Annotated in this window: 15 protein-coding genes and 3 pseudogenes; 16 read left to right on the top strand and 2 right to left on the bottom strand. The window is 60.2% G+C overall.

The window, feature by feature from the left end; genetic code table 11:
* Window positions 1-402 precede the first annotated feature (402 nt).
* From ATN38_RS32475 to ATN38_RS00920, 4 genes and pseudogenes are all read left to right on the top strand, one after another.
* Window positions 403-611, top strand: a pseudogene (locus ATN38_RS32475) (cytochrome P450); the annotation flags it as partial.
* A 16-nt stretch (window positions 612-627) separates the two neighbouring features.
* Window positions 628-1,236: a TetR family transcriptional regulator gene (locus ATN38_RS00930; protein ID WP_021334597.1), complete on the top strand. Its 609-nt coding sequence runs from the start codon at window positions 628-630 to the stop codon at window positions 1,234-1,236.
* Window positions 1,237-1,805: 569 nt separating this feature from the next.
* Window positions 1,806-2,099: a transposase gene (locus ATN38_RS00925; protein WP_030537996.1), complete on the top strand. Its 294-nt coding sequence runs from the start codon at window positions 1,806-1,808 to the stop codon at window positions 2,097-2,099.
* Window positions 2,096-2,623, top strand: coding sequence for a transposase (locus ATN38_RS00920; RefSeq protein ID WP_011331550.1), 528 nt, complete (start codon window positions 2,096-2,098; stop codon window positions 2,621-2,623). Before ATN38_RS00925 ends, ATN38_RS00920 begins: the two co-directional genes overlap by 4 nt.
* On the opposite strand, the gene ATN38_RS00915 is transcribed toward ATN38_RS00920, so the two are convergent.
* Together ATN38_RS00915 and ATN38_RS33290 are read right to left on the bottom strand one after the other, a co-directional pair.
* Window positions 2,547-3,737 carry an IS30 family transposase gene (locus ATN38_RS00915; RefSeq protein WP_371746466.1) on the bottom strand — a complete coding sequence of 397 codons (1,191 nt, stop codon included), beginning with the start codon at window positions 3,735-3,737 and terminating at the stop codon, window positions 2,547-2,549. The genes ATN38_RS00920 and ATN38_RS00915 overlap by 77 nt on opposite strands.
* Window positions 3,738-3,980: 243 nt before the next feature.
* A pseudogene (locus ATN38_RS33290) lies at window positions 3,981-4,106 on the bottom strand (transposase); the annotation flags it as partial.
* Between the two features lie 50 nt (window positions 4,107-4,156).
* Here ATN38_RS33290 and ATN38_RS00910 point away from each other — a divergent pair.
* From ATN38_RS00910 to ATN38_RS33285, 12 genes and pseudogenes are all read left to right on the top strand, one after another.
* Window positions 4,157-4,615: pseudogene (locus tag ATN38_RS00910) on the top strand (transposase); the annotation flags it as partial.
* Between the two features lie 424 nt (window positions 4,616-5,039).
* Complete coding sequence (locus ATN38_RS00905; protein WP_011331542.1) at window positions 5,040-5,450, top strand: SCP2 sterol-binding domain-containing protein; 411 nt, start codon at window positions 5,040-5,042, stop codon at window positions 5,448-5,450.
* A gap of 54 nt (window positions 5,451-5,504) precedes the next feature.
* Window positions 5,505-7,133 (top strand): fatty acid--CoA ligase, encoded by a 1,629-nt coding sequence (locus tag ATN38_RS00900; protein WP_011331541.1) that lies wholly within the window; start codon window positions 5,505-5,507, stop codon window positions 7,131-7,133.
* A 42-nt stretch (window positions 7,134-7,175) separates the two neighbouring features.
* The gene (locus ATN38_RS00895) at window positions 7,176-8,282 is read left to right on the top strand and encodes an NDMA-dependent alcohol dehydrogenase (RefSeq protein WP_011331540.1); all 1,107 of its coding nucleotides are present in this window, start codon (window positions 7,176-7,178) and stop codon (window positions 8,280-8,282) included.
* Between the two features lie 306 nt (window positions 8,283-8,588).
* Window positions 8,589-9,986 carry an aldehyde dehydrogenase family protein gene (locus tag ATN38_RS00890; protein ID WP_011331539.1) on the top strand — a complete coding sequence of 466 codons (1,398 nt, stop codon included), beginning with the start codon at window positions 8,589-8,591 and terminating at the stop codon, window positions 9,984-9,986.
* A gap of 349 nt (window positions 9,987-10,335) precedes the next feature.
* Window positions 10,336-10,656 (top strand): 2Fe-2S iron-sulfur cluster-binding protein, encoded by a 321-nt coding sequence (locus ATN38_RS00885; RefSeq protein ID WP_011331538.1) that lies wholly within the window; start codon window positions 10,336-10,338, stop codon window positions 10,654-10,656.
* A gap of 26 nt (window positions 10,657-10,682) precedes the next feature.
* The gene (locus ATN38_RS00880; protein ID WP_021334602.1) at window positions 10,683-12,071 is read left to right on the top strand and encodes a cytochrome P450; all 1,389 of its coding nucleotides are present in this window, start codon (window positions 10,683-10,685) and stop codon (window positions 12,069-12,071) included.
* The gene (locus tag ATN38_RS00875; RefSeq protein WP_011331536.1) at window positions 12,068-13,270 is read left to right on the top strand and encodes an NAD(P)/FAD-dependent oxidoreductase; all 1,203 of its coding nucleotides are present in this window, start codon (window positions 12,068-12,070) and stop codon (window positions 13,268-13,270) included. Before ATN38_RS00880 ends, ATN38_RS00875 begins: the two co-directional genes overlap by 4 nt.
* Window positions 13,271-13,588: 318 nt before the next feature.
* Entirely contained in the window at window positions 13,589-14,653 is a 1,065-nt protein-coding gene (locus tag ATN38_RS00870; RefSeq protein WP_011331535.1) for a BtrH N-terminal domain-containing protein, read from the top strand.
* 601 nt (window positions 14,654-15,254) lie between these two features.
* Entirely contained in the window at window positions 15,255-15,512 is a 258-nt protein-coding gene (locus ATN38_RS32470) for a PaaI family thioesterase (protein WP_306300966.1), read from the top strand.
* A gap of 376 nt (window positions 15,513-15,888) precedes the next feature.
* Window positions 15,889-16,170: a transposase gene (locus ATN38_RS00860; protein ID WP_225320460.1), complete on the top strand. Its 282-nt coding sequence runs from the start codon at window positions 15,889-15,891 to the stop codon at window positions 16,168-16,170.
* 27 nt (window positions 16,171-16,197) lie between these two features.
* Window positions 16,198-16,506 (top strand): IS3 family transposase, encoded by a 309-nt coding sequence (locus ATN38_RS33285; RefSeq protein ID WP_030538004.1) that lies wholly within the window; start codon window positions 16,198-16,200, stop codon window positions 16,504-16,506.
* Window positions 16,507-16,605 lie beyond the last annotated feature (99 nt).

Raw genomic sequence — 16,605 nt, 5'->3', positions numbered from 1 at the left:
GTGCGCTGTTCCACAAGGGCAAGCTCCTCGAACGACCCGTCGAGATCACCCCGGAACCGTCACCGGACACGCCGGTATCCGAGGTCGCCTGACACACCTTAATCCACAGAATTTGACGATTCCTCCCGACGCAGTCAACTTCGACCACAATTTGAACGATCACATAAACGCAGCATCAGGAGTTGGTTATGGCTGGTGAGACCTTTGTATCGTACGACGAGAGAATGGCGAGACGCCTCTTCGAGGAAGGCTGCCGTTGATGCGGATCGCAATCAACAACGCAGTGCCCGGCATCGACGGCGACCTGCGGGGCGCCCGACCATCTCAGGCCACTGCGGATCGGCGCACGCACGGCAGGTCCGGTGCGCGGCGTCTGTCAGTTGTTCGTTTCCGCGGTACTAGCACGACAAAGCGGACATGACCGCTGCCGGAGAAGAAGCCGGATTCGATCTGGACCTCCACGTGTAGGGCAACGCTGAGACCTAAGGCACTGATTAGCTGGGCCGGGAGAGTTTTTGGGCAACTTGGTATTGCTAATCGTCGGCGGCAACGACATGACCCGGGATTCAATGATCGGCGATGTTCTGGCATTGAACCGGTTCCTTGATCAGCCGTTACACTCTAGTCATGGTTGTCGAGCCCGTCCGGGTTTCCTTTCGTCTGCAGCTGCGCGCTGAAGCCTTGCGAGCAGCTCAGGAGTTGGCCATCGAGAAGGGCTGGGAGAAAGTGCGATTCAGTGAAATCGCCGCTGTGATTGGCGTATCCCGGCCTACGTTGTATCGCGAGTTCGCGAGTAAAGCTGCCCTCGGCGACGCACTAGTCGTGCGCGAGACTCACCGCTTTCTGGATGGAATCCGGAAGGTCCTCGACGCAAACGCAGCCGACGTACCGACGGCCATCACGGCAGCCGTTCGTTACACGTTGGACGAAGCCGTTGAAAGTCCCCTGTTGGGCGTCCAGCTTGGCCGTTCGGATGACCTCACCCGTATGGGCACTGGGGTGTTGCCGTTACTCGCTACATCGACGAACATGCTGAAGTCCGCCACCGAAGAATTGGTGACGTGGATTCAGACCCATCTCAGAGGTGATCGTGCTGCCGACGTTGTCCCTGCGGTCGATGTTTGGATCCGCCTCACCGTCAGTCATCTGGTGCTCCCGGGTTCTATGGAACGCTGCAACCAAGCCGTAGCAGACCAGATTTCACTCTCGGTGCTCCGCTACCTTGGCCTTCGGTAGAACGAGCCCGCAGAGTAGGCTTCGTAACCTTCGTAGACTGCGATACTGGGTCGTGTGGCGTCGTAGCACGGTAACGAGATGTCGACAATGGTAAATGGGCATTAGTCCCTCCGCCAGTCACGATTTTTCGCCGCATGACATCCCGCGACAGCTGTCGTTGTGTGGGAAGGCGGAGCACACTGGTGCGCTCGTGTCGACATCGTGTGGCGGAAGACCGAATCGAACGCAGCGTTCTCTCTCTTCACCTAACATTCGCAGGAAAGTGGTTTGCTGGGGTCCAGCCTGAACACTCACTTCGATGGCCGCGGCATCAGAGGTAGGCCAAGTGGCTTTGTCAAACCATCGCCCTCCTATGGGAGGGCGATTCAGTGTCGCCGGAGCGGCGAGTACATCGTATACCGGGTCCCGCTGACGGGTATAACTGGTTTCCGCTGCGCAGACGTGCGTGTGGGAACGGAGAAAGTCACGCTACCGCCAACTGACCCATAACTTTATCCGAATGGGTCTGCTGCACGGATAGGTGACATCTGATCTGGCTTACCTTCGGGGTGGCCTGGAAGGATGCAGCTATGCCGAAGCCTTACCCACAGGAGTTTCGCGAGGATGTAGTCCGGGTGGCCCGCGGCCGGGAACCGGGTGTGACGATCGATCAGGTTGCCGCGGATTTCGGGGTGCACCCGATGACACTGTCGAAGTGGATGCGACGAGCCGATGTCGATGACGGTACGAAACCCGGGCTGAGCAGCATGAGTATGGCCGAGAACCGGGAGTTGAAGAAACGAGTTCGGCTGCTGGAGCAGGAGAATGAGGTGCTGCGGCGAGCTGCGGCGTATCTGTCGCAGGCGAATCTGCCGGGAAAATGATGTACCCGCTCGTGAAGGAGCTCGCCGTCGACGGAATCCCCGTCGCGGTCTCGTGCCGGGTCTTGAAGCTCTCCCGCCAACCGTACTATCGGTGGCTGCGTGATGCGGTCACCGAGGCAGATCTGACCTGGGCATATCGGGCGAACGCGTTGTTCGATGCCCACCGGGACGACCCTGAGTTCGGGTACCGGTTTCTCGCCGACGAAGCCGAGGCCGCGGGTCAGGTCATGGCGGCACGGACGGCGTGGCGGATCTGCTCGGATAACACCTGGTGGTCGAGGTTCGGCAAGAAGCCTCGCCGACTGAAGTCGGTGCGTTCCGGGCCGGCCGTGCACGAGGACCTGGTGCAACGCGAGTTCACCGCGCAGCGTCCGAACCGATTGTGGCTCACCGACATCACCGAGCACCCCACCGCTTGGATTCCAGCAATCGTCGCAACACTCGTAATTACGAGACTTCCAGTAAAGCACTCAGGCGCTCGGCAGGGGTGTCCCAGTCGAGCGATTTCCGGGGTCGGTCGTTAAGCTCCTCCGCGACGGCCAAGAGTTTGTCGACGCTGTGCGCTTCCAGGTCGGTACCGCGCGGGAAGTATTGGCGGAGAAGCCCGTTGGTGTTCTCGTTGCTGCCGCGCTGCCAGGGAGCGCCCGCGTCTGCGAAGTAGACGTCGAAGTTGGTCGCGGCGGCGAATGCCCGGTGCTCGGCCATCTCGGCGCCTTGGTCCCAGGTCAGAGTTCCTCGCAGCGATGCGGGCAGATGACGGACGGTGGTAATGAGAGAGTCGCGGACGGCTTCGGCAGTCCGTTCACGTCCGAGGTGCCCGAGCATCACGAAGCGGGAGGAGCGTTCGACTAGTGTCGCGATCGCCGATCCACCCAGCGCACCGATGATGAGATCGCCCTCCCAATGACCTGGCACTTTTCGCGAGTCAACCTCTGCCGGCCGATTGCTGATCGAGTTCATCGGGTCTACGAACCGCGGCCGACGGGCATCGGACTGCCTATGTGGCTTGCGCGCAATTCGACCGCGGCGCAGTTGCTTTCCGAGTTCACGTGTGAGATCGCCTCGGGCGTGCACGTAGATCGCTTGATAAATCGTCTCGGTGTTCGCACGCATTTCCGGCGTGGTCGGGAAGTCCTTGACCAGTCGGTGACTGATCTGTTGCGGCGACCACCTTTTCGCCAATTTCCCTTGGACATAGGAACGAAGCTCGGCATTGGCAACCAGCTTCGCCCTCCGCGGCCTGGCCCGATGCTTCACCGACAGCCGATGCGCCGTATGAGGCATATATCCCCTCACCGAGACGGTGTTGCGCTTGAGTTCTCGGCTGATCGTCGACGGTGCGCGTCGCATCTCCGACGCGATCGCCCGGATCGACAACCCCGCACGCCGTAGATCCTGCAACTGCTCCCGTTCGAGCAGGCTGAGGTAACGGGGATGGATGATCTTCTCGACCACATTGAGGTCGACACTTCCGCCGATCGCGCGAGTTCTTCGTTCTGGCACAACATCATTGTTCTTTACGGGGTACCGCACCACCCGGCCGTCGGGATAGACACGCCCTCGGTTGATGATGGTGATGCCTTTGTCCCAGTCGGTCGCCGATCGGGCATCGGCCCCGACGCGAGCCCTCGCCTCCACGCGCGTGAGTCCCGCCGCTCGTAGACGTAGGAACTCTTCACGCCGCGGGTTGACCTTGCGTGCCTCGCTGGTCGATATTCCTGCTTTCCGCGCCCATACATGGGCTGTTGGCCGATGAATCCCCAGCTCATGAGCAACAGTTGAGATGATTTGCCGCTCGCGAACGAGCCGCAAGAACTCAGCTTTGAGTTCCGCGGGGTAGGTGCGCGGCGCGGCCCGCGCCATGGTCAGCCCTGTCTTCCGCAACCAGTTGTAGCCTGCGTCTTCATGAACGCCGACTGCACGCGCTGCGGCGCGGACCGTGCCACCTCTATCGAGTAGTCGGAAGAATTCTTCCTTCTGCTGATCCGTGTACTTTTTGCCAGCCATTGCAACACCTTCCAGTAGGTGTTGCGACGATTGCTGGAATCCAAGCCGGTGAGGGGAAGCTGTATCTGTGTGCGATCAAAGATGCCTGCGGTAATCGGATCGTCGGATACTCCATCGACTCGCGGATGAAAGCCCGCCTGGCGGTCACCGCTCTGAACAACGCCCTCGCTCGCCGCGGCGACGTCACCGGATGCGTGGTTCACTCGGACCGAGGCTCTCAATTTTCGTCCCGAAAGTTCCTTAACGTCTTAACTACTCACGACCTGATCGGATCGATGGGCAAAGTCGGAGCCTGCGGCGACAACGCTGCAATGGAAAGCTTTTTCTCGCTGTTGCAAAAGAACGTCCTCGACCGTCAGGCCTGGGCGACCCGCCAGGAGCTCCGAACAGCGATCGTCACCTGGATCGAGCGGACCTATCACCGCCGCCGACGCCAGGCCGCCCTCGGCCGATTGACCCCCATCGAATACGAGACCATCATGAACACACCAGCCGCACCGGCTGCGTGACTACAACTGTCACCTATCCGTGCAGCAGACCCAATCTTGTTTCCTTGTGATCGTGGCCGATGCGTATGCCGTCATCTTTGGCTTGAAATGCGCTGCGACTCCCGCAGCGTCTCGTATTCCACTGTCGGACTTCCACGGTCCGCTCCGAGCAGATCATGTTCTTGTCGCAACCCGACGCATCCGCGTGAGTAACCTCAGGGTATTTACAAAAACAAAAAAAGGTAACGATTTGAGCAAAAGGTGGTATGGTGAACATCACACGCACCCTCGTGTGGGCGGGAAGCATGCCTCGCAACGACGAGTTCGGCTGAGAGGCGGTCACCCCCGATGACTTGTTTGACGGGAGCGGTGACTATCGCAGATTGAGCGTCCCTGGTCGCTCGCGACCGCGCATTACCTACAACGAGATTGGTGGAGGTTCGAGATGGCTGTGTTCAAGAATGAGGACGAGGTTTACGCCTACATGGCCGGGATATTTCGGCGTGGCCTGGAGATCGAGGGGCTGGCGGACAAGCTTGCGGGCTCGGGGGTGGTGTTGCGGGTGTATTACACCGATCCGGATGCGGTGGTGACGGTGGATATGCCGAACAAAGTGGTGGAGACCGGAGCTTCGAGTACCGCAGTCCCCAATGTCGAACTGTTCATGTCTTCGGACACCGGGAACAAGTTCTGGCTAGGGAAGGTGAACCTGACAATGGCGATGGCCAAGGGAACCGTGCGCGCAAAAGGGCCGGTGCCCAAGTTGCTCAAACTGATCCCACAGGCCAAGAACCTGTTTCCCGAGTACAAGTCGATGTTGCAGAGCGAGAATCGACAGGATCTCATCGATGCGTGACTACCGATCGATGCGTGACTTCCGCTTGACCGCTGACCGCAGGACGGTGGCGCGATGAAAAGCACCATGCAGGACGTTCCGCTGACCGTGTCGTCGATAGTGCGGCATGCCTCCAGGATTCATGGCGAGCGTGCGGTGTTGACCGCGCGTGGACCCGGGCAGATCTCCCGGGTGTCGTACCGAGAGCTGGGCGAACGTGCGGCTCAGTTGGCTAATGCATTGCGCGCGATCGGGATTCGTGGAGATGAGCGCGTCGCGACCCTCCAATGGAGTAACCAGGAGCATCTGGAATGCTATTCGGCGGTGCCATCGATGGGCGCGGTGCTGCACACGTTGAATCTGCGACTGCCGACTGAACAGCTGACGTGGATCGCAAACCATGCCGACGATCGGGTGGTCATCGTCGACGGAACGGTCCTTCCTCTCCTGGCGTCGGCTCTTCCCTCGATGACCTCGGTTCGCACGGTGCTCGTCACCGGTACTGGCGACCTTGCCGCTGTTGAGGGGTGTGGAAAGGACGTCCTTCGGTACGACGATGTGGTCGCCGCCCAGCCGAGCTCATTCGACTGGCCAGACGTCGACGAACGGTCGGCCGCTGCGATGTGCTACACCAGCGGCACCACCGGCCATCCGAAAGGCGTTATCTACAGCCATCGTTCGACGTGGCTGCATTCTCAGGCAGCGTGCGCCTCGAATGCGCTGGGCATCGGTCATGACGACACGGTATTGACGATCGTGCCGATGTTCCATGCCAATGCGTGGGGACTGCCGTACGCGGCGATGATGGCAGGCGCGCAGATGCTGCTGCCCGACCGCTTTTTACAGGCTGAGCCGTTGGTGGAGATGATCGAGGCAGCGCGACCGACGATGGCGGGAGCGGTCCCGACGATCTGGACCGACGTTTTGCACTACCTGCGTGACAATCCAGGCCATGACGTCAGTTCGCTGAAGATGGTGGCCTGCGGGGGTTCAGCCGTTCCGCGGTCGTTGATAACCGCTTACGACGAGCTGGGTATCCGCATCGTACAGGCATGGGGAATGACCGAGACCTCGCCGCTTGCTGCAGTCGCGCTCCCGCGGGACACCGACTCACCGGAGAGGTCCCTTCAGGTACGCGGAACCCAGGGCAGGGTGGTGGCCGGTGTGGAGGCCCGCATCGTCGACGACTCTGATGCTGAGCAGCCCTGGGACGGAAAGTCGGTGGGCGAGATTCAGATTCGCGGCCCATGGATCACCGGGTCGTACTACCAGCATGACAGTGCGGCGGTGACGCCGGATGGATGGTTGTGTACCGGAGATGTTGGCGTGATCAGCGCAGATGCGTTCATCACTCTGACCGACCGTTCCAAGGATGTCATCAAGTCGGGAGGTGAATGGATCTCGTCAGTCGAACTGGAGAATGAATTGGCCGCTCATCCTGCGGTGCGCACCGCCACTGTGATCGGTGTGCCAGACGATAAGTGGCAGGAACGACCGCTGGCAGTGGTTGTCCTCGATACCGGACGCACCGTTACGGCTAGGGAGCTGTCGGGATTCTTGCGCGACCGTGTGGCCAAGTGGTGGCTACCTGAACGATGGGCATTCGTTACTGAAGTTCCACTGACCTCGACAGGCAAGTTTGACAAGAAGAAGTTGCGGCGCCAATACGCCGACGGTGACTTCATTGTTGAGACGCTCGACTGAATCGGCCTTCACGGCAACCGAATTATTGATCTAAGGAGAATCATGAAGACACGCGCTGCTGTTCTCTGGGGCCTGGGAGAGAAGTGGGAGGTAGAGGAAGTCGAGCTTGATCCGCCCGGCCCCAACGAGGTGCTCGTCAGGCTGACCGCGAGTGGGTTGTGCCATTCCGATGAACATCTCGTGACCGGTGACTTGCCCTTCCCTCTACCCGTAGTCGGCGGTCACGAAGGCGCCGGCACCGTGGTGGAAATCGGCGCGGGAGTCGAGGATATCGCCGAGGGCGATTCGGTCATCCTCACCTTCCTTCCGTCGTGCGGGCACTGTTCCTACTGCGCACGCGGTATAGGGAACCTGTGCGACGCAGGCGCGGCCGTCATGATGGGACCCCAGCTCGATGGCACCTACCGCTTCCATGCACGCGGCGAGGACATCGGCCAGATGTGCTTGCTGGGCACCTTCTCGGAGTACACGGTCGTGCCGAGGGCGTCGCTGGTTAAGATCGATACAGGAACACCGCTGGATAAGGCGGCGTTGATCGGCTGCGGCGTCACCACCGGTTACGGGTCGGCGGTGCGCACAGGCGAAGTGCGCGCCGGGGACACAGTGGTCGTAATCGGAGCCGGCGGTATCGGCATGAACGCGATTCAAGGCGCACGGATCGCCGGCGCGTTGAACATCATCGCCGTCGACCCCGTGGAATTCAAAAGGGAGCAATCCAGCGTGTTCGGCGCGACGCATGCCGTTGCCTCGATCGACGAAGCGTGGGCGCTGGTCAGTGACATTACTCGCGGCAAACTCGCCGACGTCTGCATCTTGACCACGGATGTCGCCGAAGGGTCCTATACTTCCGAGGCGCTATCACTCGTTGGCAAACGTGGGCGAGTGGTTGTCACCGCGATCGGGCATCCCGAGGAGACCACTATGTCGGGCTCTTTGTTGGAGTTGACACTCTACGAAAAGCAGATCCGCGGTTCCCTGTACGGCTCGTCGAACGCTGCGCATGACGTCCCTCGCCTCGTCGAACTGTACAACGGCGGAAACCTCAAGCTCGATGAGCTGATCACCCGTGAGTACACTCTCGATCAGATTAACGAGGGCTATGAGGACATGCGATCAGGCCGCAACATCCGAGGGCTCATTCGATTCTGACGCCACCGCGGGGACAAATTCCCGCAGTCAGTGGTGAATGTCGGGTGGCGGAGCCCAAATAACGGCGAGGTTTGCAGATCGAGTACTGCGCCGTGGAGCCCTCACCGGCTTAGGGGCATTTCCGTGAAACTCGCCCACAAATGCAACGACTCCGGCAATACCTTGATGGTGACCGGCCGATGTCGTTCTAAATCTCCCTCATGAAGAAAGCCTCGGCTGTCGTGGTCGGCGCCGTTGGGACCCCGATTCGATGATGTCTACCCGTTTACCAGAGAAATCGCCCGAGCTACTAGAAAGGCAGTTGACATGCCATTACAAATGGAGGCGCAGGGCGGCAGGCGCGACCGCAAGCAACTGCTCGACGAGGTCCGACGTGTCGCAAATTCAGGCCGCACACGGGATCTGCAGTGGCGACTGGACCAATTGACAGGGATCGAGCGACTTTGTTCCGAACGTGAGAGCGAAATCGCCTTGGCGTTGTCCAAGGACCTAGGCCGCTCTTCTGTAGAGGCATGGCTCGGCGACATCAACGCCACGAAGACTGAAGCCCGCTACGCGCGGAAGCACCTGAAGAAATGGATGCGGCATAAGAGAGTGTCGTTGCCGCTGAGTCAATTGCCCGGTCGCGGGTGGGTGCAGTACGACCCGTTGGGCGTCGTCCTGATCATCGGACCATGGAACTATCCCCTGTATTTGAATCTGGGTCCCTTGGTGGCGGCGGTGGCAGCCGGCAACTGCGCAGTGATCAAGCCATCCGAGCTTGCGCCTGCAACCTCCGAGTTGCTTGCCCGGTTGGTGCCGCAATATGTTGATGCGGAGGCGGTCCGCGTTGTCGAGGGTGACGGGGAGACGACTCAGGATCTGCTTTTCCAGGGTTTCGATCACGCCTTGTTTACTGGAAGCACCGAGATCGGTAAGAAGATTATGGCCACTGCCGCGCTGACGTTGACTCCGGTGACGCTCGAGTTGGGCGGGAAGAGCCCAGTCGTCGTGGCAGCCGACGCCGACATCGACGTCGCTGCGCGTCGGATTGCGTGGGTGAAATTGCTCAACTCTGGACAAACCTGCATCGCCCCGGATTATGTTCTGGCTGATAAGTCGATCGTCGACGAACTGGTGGAGAAGATCGTCCAGAACATCGTCCAGTTCCGGTCTGCCGAAGAAGAGTTCGCGCTGCCGATCGTCAATGCACGGCAATTCGACCGCTTGGTTCAACTACTCACCGCCACCCAGGGCACCATCGTCAGCGGAGGGCACTTCAACCGAGACAGTTTGCGTATCGAGCCGACGGTCATTGTGAATCCGCCCGACACCGACGCGATGATGGCCAGTGAAATCTTCGGCCCTGTGTTGCCAATCCTCACGATCGACTCGATTAGCGCAGCTGTAACCCGTATTAACGCCGGCCCGAAGCCATTAGCACTTTACCTATTCACCACTTCATCGCAGCTAGGTCGTGACCTGATCGACCGCATCCCGTCCGGTGGTGCCGTCATCAATCACGTCGCATTGCACTGCTTAATTCCGCAGCTGCCTTTCGGTGGTGTCGGTGCCAGCGGCCTCGGCGAGTATCACGGCAAATGGGGGTTCGAGGCTCTCAGCCACCGCAGAGCAGTGCTGTCCAAATCCACCAAACCCGATCTGCGTCTGATTTATCCACCGTATACTGAACGTACGATCAAGTTGCTACGGAAACTTCTGTGAACGGGTTGGTGCCCGCCGTTCGAATGACCCCTGTTATCGCTGATCCTGAAGGTTTTCGGCGCCGGGGGGACCTACTTTTCGTCAACCAAAAGTGGGGAGCCGTAAATCAAATGGCATCAAGGCTCGGGGATGAGCGAATTCTCGGATTGAGCGTTGCGAGTTCAGGCTCGCTAGGTCGAACTGGAATGACTCGTTGCGTGAAAGCTGGAGGAGGCACGCCCGCATCATTGCGTTTCATTTTCCCCCCTGAGTCGAATTCACAACCATCTGACTCTGGCGAACATAGCCGACATGGTCAGTTGCTGTCAGAATTTAAAATCCCATCAATACGCTGCATCAGGAGTTGGTTATGGCTGTTGTCACTTTTGTCTCTCGCGACGGCGAGGAGCGTGAGGTGTCTCTCGAGGAAGGTTCGTCGTTGATGCAGATCGCAACCAACAACGCGGTGCCCGGTATTGATGGCGACTGTGGGGGTGAAGCCGCGTGTGGGACCTGCCATGTGATCGTCGACCCGCAGTGGTCCGAGTTGGTCGGACGTTCAGGATCGGAGGAGGAGGAGATGCTTGCGATGAACCCCGAGCGTCAACCCACCTCCCGATTGTCTTGCCAGATGCTCGTTTCGGCGGCGTGGGACGGCTTGATTGTCCAGACGCCAGAATTTCAGATGTGACCCACGAGAGTGACGGATAAGACGTAATGAAGGTTTCTGAAGTGATCACTGACAAAGTTCAATCTGCCATCCCGATCGACCTGCAAATCCGCGGCGCACACCTGTACGACAGGACCCGACGTTGGGTGACCGGATCGAACGGAAAGAAGCTGTTCGTAGAGAGCCCAATACCACCGGTCGAAGACGTCGAGCTCGCTGACATCGACCTCAGCAACCCGTTTCTCTATCGTCAGGGGCGTTGGCAGTCCTACTACGAGCGCCTACGCAATGAGGCGCCGGTGCACTATTTACCGGACAGTCCCTTCGGGCCGTTCTGGTCGGTCACGCGGCATGCCGACATAATGGCCGTCGACAAGGATCATGAGTCATTCTCCGCCGAGCCGCTAATCGTCATCGGGGTCCCGCCGCGTTTTTTAGATATCACAATGTTCATTGCGATGGATCCGCCCCGCCATGACAGGCAGCGGGCCGCCGTCCAGGGCGTGGTCGCGCCGAAGAATCTTCGTGAGATGGAGGGGCTGATTCGTTCGCGAGTCCAGGAGGTGCTCGATGACCTGCCAAGGAATGAGCCATTCGACTGGGTACAGAACGTCTCTATCGAGTTGACCGCTCGAATGCTTGCAACCCTTCTCGATTTTCCATACGAACAGCGTCATAAACTCGTCGAATGGTCAGACCTCGCAACCTCGATGGAGCAGACCAACGGCGGCCCCTCAGACCTCGACGACACGTTCGTCGGTATGCGCGAGATGGCACAAGGTCTCAGCGAGCACTGGCACGACAAAGCGGCCCGGACCGCTGCCGGAGAAGAACCAGGGTTCGACCTGATCACCATGCTGCAGAGCAACGCCGACACCAAGGACCTGATCAGCCGACCGATGGAATTCTTGGGCAACCTCGTATTGCTGATCGTCGGTGGCAACGACACCACCCGCAATTCGATGAGCGGCGGTGTTCTCGCGCTGAACCGGTTCCCCGATCAATTCGAGAAACTCAAGGCCAATCCCGACCTGATCTCCAACATGAACTCGGAGATCATCCGGTGGCAGACACCATTGGCCTACATGCGACGAATCGCCAAGGTCGACACGGTGCTCAACGGGCAGTTCATCCGGAAAGGCGACAAGGTCGTGATGTGGTACGCGTCGGGCAACCGCGACGAACGCGTGTTCGACCGGCCCGACGACTTCATCATCGACCGGGCCAACGCGCGCAACCACATCTCTTTCGGCTTCGGTGTTCACCGCTGTATGGGTAACCGGTTGGCCGAACTTCAGCTGCGGATCCTCTGGGAGGAATTGCTCGCTCGTTTCGAGAACATCGATGTCATCGGCGAACCCGAATACGTCCAGTCCAACTTCGTGAGAGGGATCAGCAAGATGACGGTCCGCCTCACCCCGAAATCCGACGCATGACCGCACAGCGCGCCGTCATCATCGGGGCCAGCCATGCTGGGGCTCAACTCGCAGCCAGCCTGCGCCAGGAACGTTGGACCGGAGAGATCGTCCTCATCGGCGATGAATCAGCGCTGCCGTACCAACGCCCTCCTTTGTCGAAGGCTTACCTGGCCTCGAAGAGCACGCTCAAGGACCTGGAGATCCGAAGCGTCGAGTTCTACAGCAAGCACGGGATCCAACTCCTGGACGCGACTGTAGAGGCGATCGACCGCTCAGCAGGAAGCCTTTCGCTCAGCACTGGCGACGCGTTGACCTATGACAAGCTCGCCTTGTGCACCGGTGCCCGCCCGCGGCGGCTCCCTACCCCGGGGGCCGACCTGGCCGGCGTCTACTACCTACGCACCGCCGCGGATGTTGGGTTGATTCGAAAGGCCGCGACCCCCGGACGTCGAGCCGTGATCGTCGGCGGGGGCTACATCGGCCTAGAGACGGCCGCCTCCTTGCGTGCACTGGGTCTGGAGGTCACCGTGTTGGAGGCGACCGAACGCGTCCTCGAGCGGGTCACCGCTCCCGAAGTCTCCGCATTTTTCGACCGAATCCACCGCAGTGAAGGGGTCGATATCCGCACGGGAGCCCTGGTCGAAGCGCTCACCGGCGATAGCCGCGTCCGCGAAGTGGTCCTGGCCAGCGGCGAATCAATCCCTGCCGACCTCCTCATTGTCGGAATCGGCGTGGAGCCCAATGTCGACCTCGCCGCCGCCGCGGACCTTGCTGTTGACAATGGCGTCGTCATCGACGACCACGCCCGGACCAGTGATCACAACATCGTGGCCGCCGGGGATTGCGCCAGCCACGACATGGCCCGCTACGGACGTCGCATTCGCCTGGAGTCCGTGCCGAGCGCCGCCGAGCAGGCCAAGGTCGCTGCCGCGACCATTTGCGGAAAGCCTAAGGAGATAAAGGCGCTTCCCTGGTTCTGGTCGGATCAATACGATCTCAAGCTCCAGATCGCCGGGCTCAACACTGGGTACGACGAAGTCGTCCTCAGCGGAAACCCGACCCGTGACCGCGACTTCACCTGCTACTACCTACGCAGTGCAGAGCTGATTGCGGCGGACTGCATCAATCGTCCCCGCGACTTCATGTTCAGCAAGCGGGTCATCTCGCAGCAGCTCCCCATCGACCGCGCCGAACTGTCACTCGCCGGTGCAGTGTGAGGCGACTCTGCCTTGAGCTCGATCGATATGACGTCGGCGAGCGATACGCAATTCGAAGGACGAACAGGTCCAAACCTCATTCGGCGCGCCCACTAACGAAACTGCGGCTTCTATCGGCGGCTCGCGAATCGACCCTTCCCTCCGAGCTTGAGCTCGATCCAACGAGACCCGCAACAGTTCGGTGCCAACTGTGGGCCACCACTTCAGTGTTCGTAAGCAACGTCGACCCATGGGCTACGCATGCCCACTTGGAACGAATCCCTGGCAACTGACTGGTCTTCGACACCCCCACGCCCCGCCACTCGGAAAGGATCGCATATGCCGCACAAAACCCTCATCGAGGGCTACCCCCATCAGATCGGGGGCCACTGTGGTTCAGGCGCGATGCGAGATCTGCTGCACTGGCACGGTCTCGGGTGGGATGGACCGCCCAGCGAGGGGCTGACATTTACCCTCGGGGGTGCCTTGGGGTTGTCCTATCTTCGATCGAATGCCCTCGTTCCACCGCTTTATCTGGTGGGACGAGGTGCCGACTTCGAAGTCGACCTACCGCGCCGACTCGGCGGGCAGGTCGAGGTCCTAACCACCGACGATCCAGAGGAGGGATGGTCGTGGGTCCGCGACGAAATCGACTCCGGTCGACCAAGCCTGGTGTGGGGCGACATCGCCGAGCTACCGTATCTGAGGGTCCAGATGAAGATGAGCCGCCACGACATCGTCGTGATCGGCTACGACGAGGACGCGGGCGTAGCGTTCGTCGTAGACAACGACCGGGCCGAGGTGCAGGAGGTTCCCTTCGACTCGCTGGCCCGGGCCAGGTCTTCGACGTCGTTCCCGCAGCCAACGCGCCACTGCACGTATCGGATTACCTGGCCGAGCGACCTTCCCGTGATCGGTGACGCTGCAGCGGCAGCGTTTCGGCAGTCTGCTGATAACTTGCGTCAGCCATCAGGGGCAAGAATCGCCGATATCCCCGCATCGAGCGGTGCTGAGGGGCTGGCAGCCGCCGCAGCGCTGGCAGCCGACGTCCACACCTGGGCAGACCTTCCTGACGACGAACTCGAGATCCTACTGTTCGGTCTCGGCGCGTTCATCGAGAAAGCAGGCACCGGCGGCGGGTTGTTCCGACGCTTACTCGCCGAGGGGTGCGCCGAGGTCGCACGACTGACCGGCGACCTCGCCACAGAAGGCCTCGCGCAAGTCGCCGACCGTTGTGCGCAGGCCTGGACCGAGACCGCGCGCGCTTGCATCCAGCGTGACGTTGACATGCGAGCTCGCTTGAACGCGGTTGTCCTGTCAGCTGGTAGATTGCCCGGGGCCGAAAGGGATCTTGTCGAGGCTTTAGAGGTTGCGTCCAGCTCGTTGGTAACTGAAGACCGCTAACCACGTTCGTCTCGTGAAATAGATCAGGTAGCTTGTTATGTAAGCCGAAAGTTGGTGCAGAGAAGGGCATTACACGGAGAGTGCGTTTCATTGCGGTGGTACTAATATCCGTCAAAAGAGAATGCTGGTGACAGATACATGATGGGCGCGAAACTCGTCGAGGAGACTGACACGATGCGGCTGATTCTGTGATGATGCTCAGACGACGCTTTGATAAAATGGGGGTTGCCGGTGAAGGAGATCCGCTTGGTGACCGGGATCGTCTTGATGCCGTCGACAGGCTGAACCCTGCCTCAGTGGGTTGGTCGTGACAGAACCGCTTGAAACCTATCAAGATTGTTCCGAAGGCCAGGTTGAGATCGCGCTCGTGACGGACTGGTGGAGTAGCTTCGAGGAGCGGCGAGACACACTGGCCGATGGCGACCCTCTCCCGCCTCACCACCCATGGTGTCTCGGCTGTGGCCCGGACAACCCCCACGGTCATCATCTACTGGCGCGACGTCGCGGCGACGGCGTCGTGGCGGAGCATGTGTTCGATAGTCGGCATCGAGGTGCTCCGGGCATCGCGCATGGGGGAGCTGTGGTCACCGTGCTCGATGACATGGTGGGAATGCTTCTTTATGTGATCGGGGACATGGCGGTTACACGTAAGCTCGATGTCGAGTTCCTCGCGCCGGTTCGCCTGAAAGTGCCCTATGAGGTAAGTGCCACGCTGAAAGCGCGTGATGGACGCAAGCTGCACGTTGCTGCCGAAGTTCGAGCGCAAGGCGCCGGAGACGTAGTGGCCTCCGCCATTGGCGTCTTCATTGTCGTAGATCTGGCGCACTTCATCGCTGCGCTTCGACCCGAATCGCTCTAGTGTGTGTGCGCCCGTTAGCCAATCGGGGGTCACGCGCCGAACGACCATAGCGCATAAGGATCGTGGCGCCGAGGCGGTGGAGAAGTTCGTGAAGGTCAGCCGCGTGAAGGTCCAATCGAAGGGGTGGGCAGTAGCGTTATAACATTTCTGGAAGGCGAGTAGGCGGCCGGCCACCTCGTCGAGATCGCAGAAAAGTCGTCGGGCGTGAGGGCCTTTGCGCTGCACAGCGGTGAAGTAGATTTCGACCTGGTTCAACTACTACGCATGAACGGGTAGATGGATCATGCGAGCTGTACTGGCATGTCCCCAGTGAACGGGGCCATCTTGTTTTAGAGTCTTGTTGCCCGTGACGTGGGCGGATAGGACGATGAGGAACATGGCTGGACGGAAGAGGAACTCCGCAGAGGACATCGTGCGCAAGTTGCGCCGAGCAGACGAGCTCACCGCGGCGGGGAAAACGCAGGAAGAGATCGCCAGCGAGCTCGAGGTTTCGGCAGCGACGTTGTACAACTGGCGCCGCCAGTACGGCGGCATGGATATCGACGCAGCGAAAGAACTCAAGGAATTGCGGGAGCAGCAGGGCAAACTCAAACGACTACTCGCCGACACCGAACTGGAGAAGGACGCCCTGCGGGAGGTGGCGAAGGGAAAATTTTGAGCCCGGCTGACAAGCGGCGCTGTCGACATGCTCGTCACGACGATGAGAGTGTCGAAGCGGTTGGCCTGCAGAGCAGTTGGGCTTGCCCGGTCCACCTACGCCCGTACGCCGATCGCACAGACTCCCGCCGACCCCGATGCGGTCCTGAGAGCGATTCTGCGTGACTACGCGCGAACACACCCGTTGCATGGCTTCCGTCGCGCCTGGGCGCATCTGCGACACGATCAGGCGATGGCGGTGAACAAGAAGAAAGTGCACCGATTGTGGAAAGAGGAAGGTCTGCAGGTGAGGATCTACCATCCACGCAAGGAGGAATCGTCAAATTCTGTGGATTAAGGTGTGTCAGGCGACCTCGGATACCGGCGTGTCCGGTGACGGTTCCGGGGTGATCTCGACGGGTCGTTCGAGGAGCTTGCCCTTGTGGAACAGCGCACC

This window comes from Rhodococcus sp. FH8 (assembly GCF_019266085.1).
GTDB classification, from domain to species: domain Bacteria; phylum Actinomycetota; class Actinomycetes; order Mycobacteriales; family Mycobacteriaceae; genus Rhodococcus_F; species Rhodococcus_F qingshengii.
Note: the sequence above shows the minus strand (reverse complement) of the source record. Positions and strands in the feature narration are given on the sequence as shown.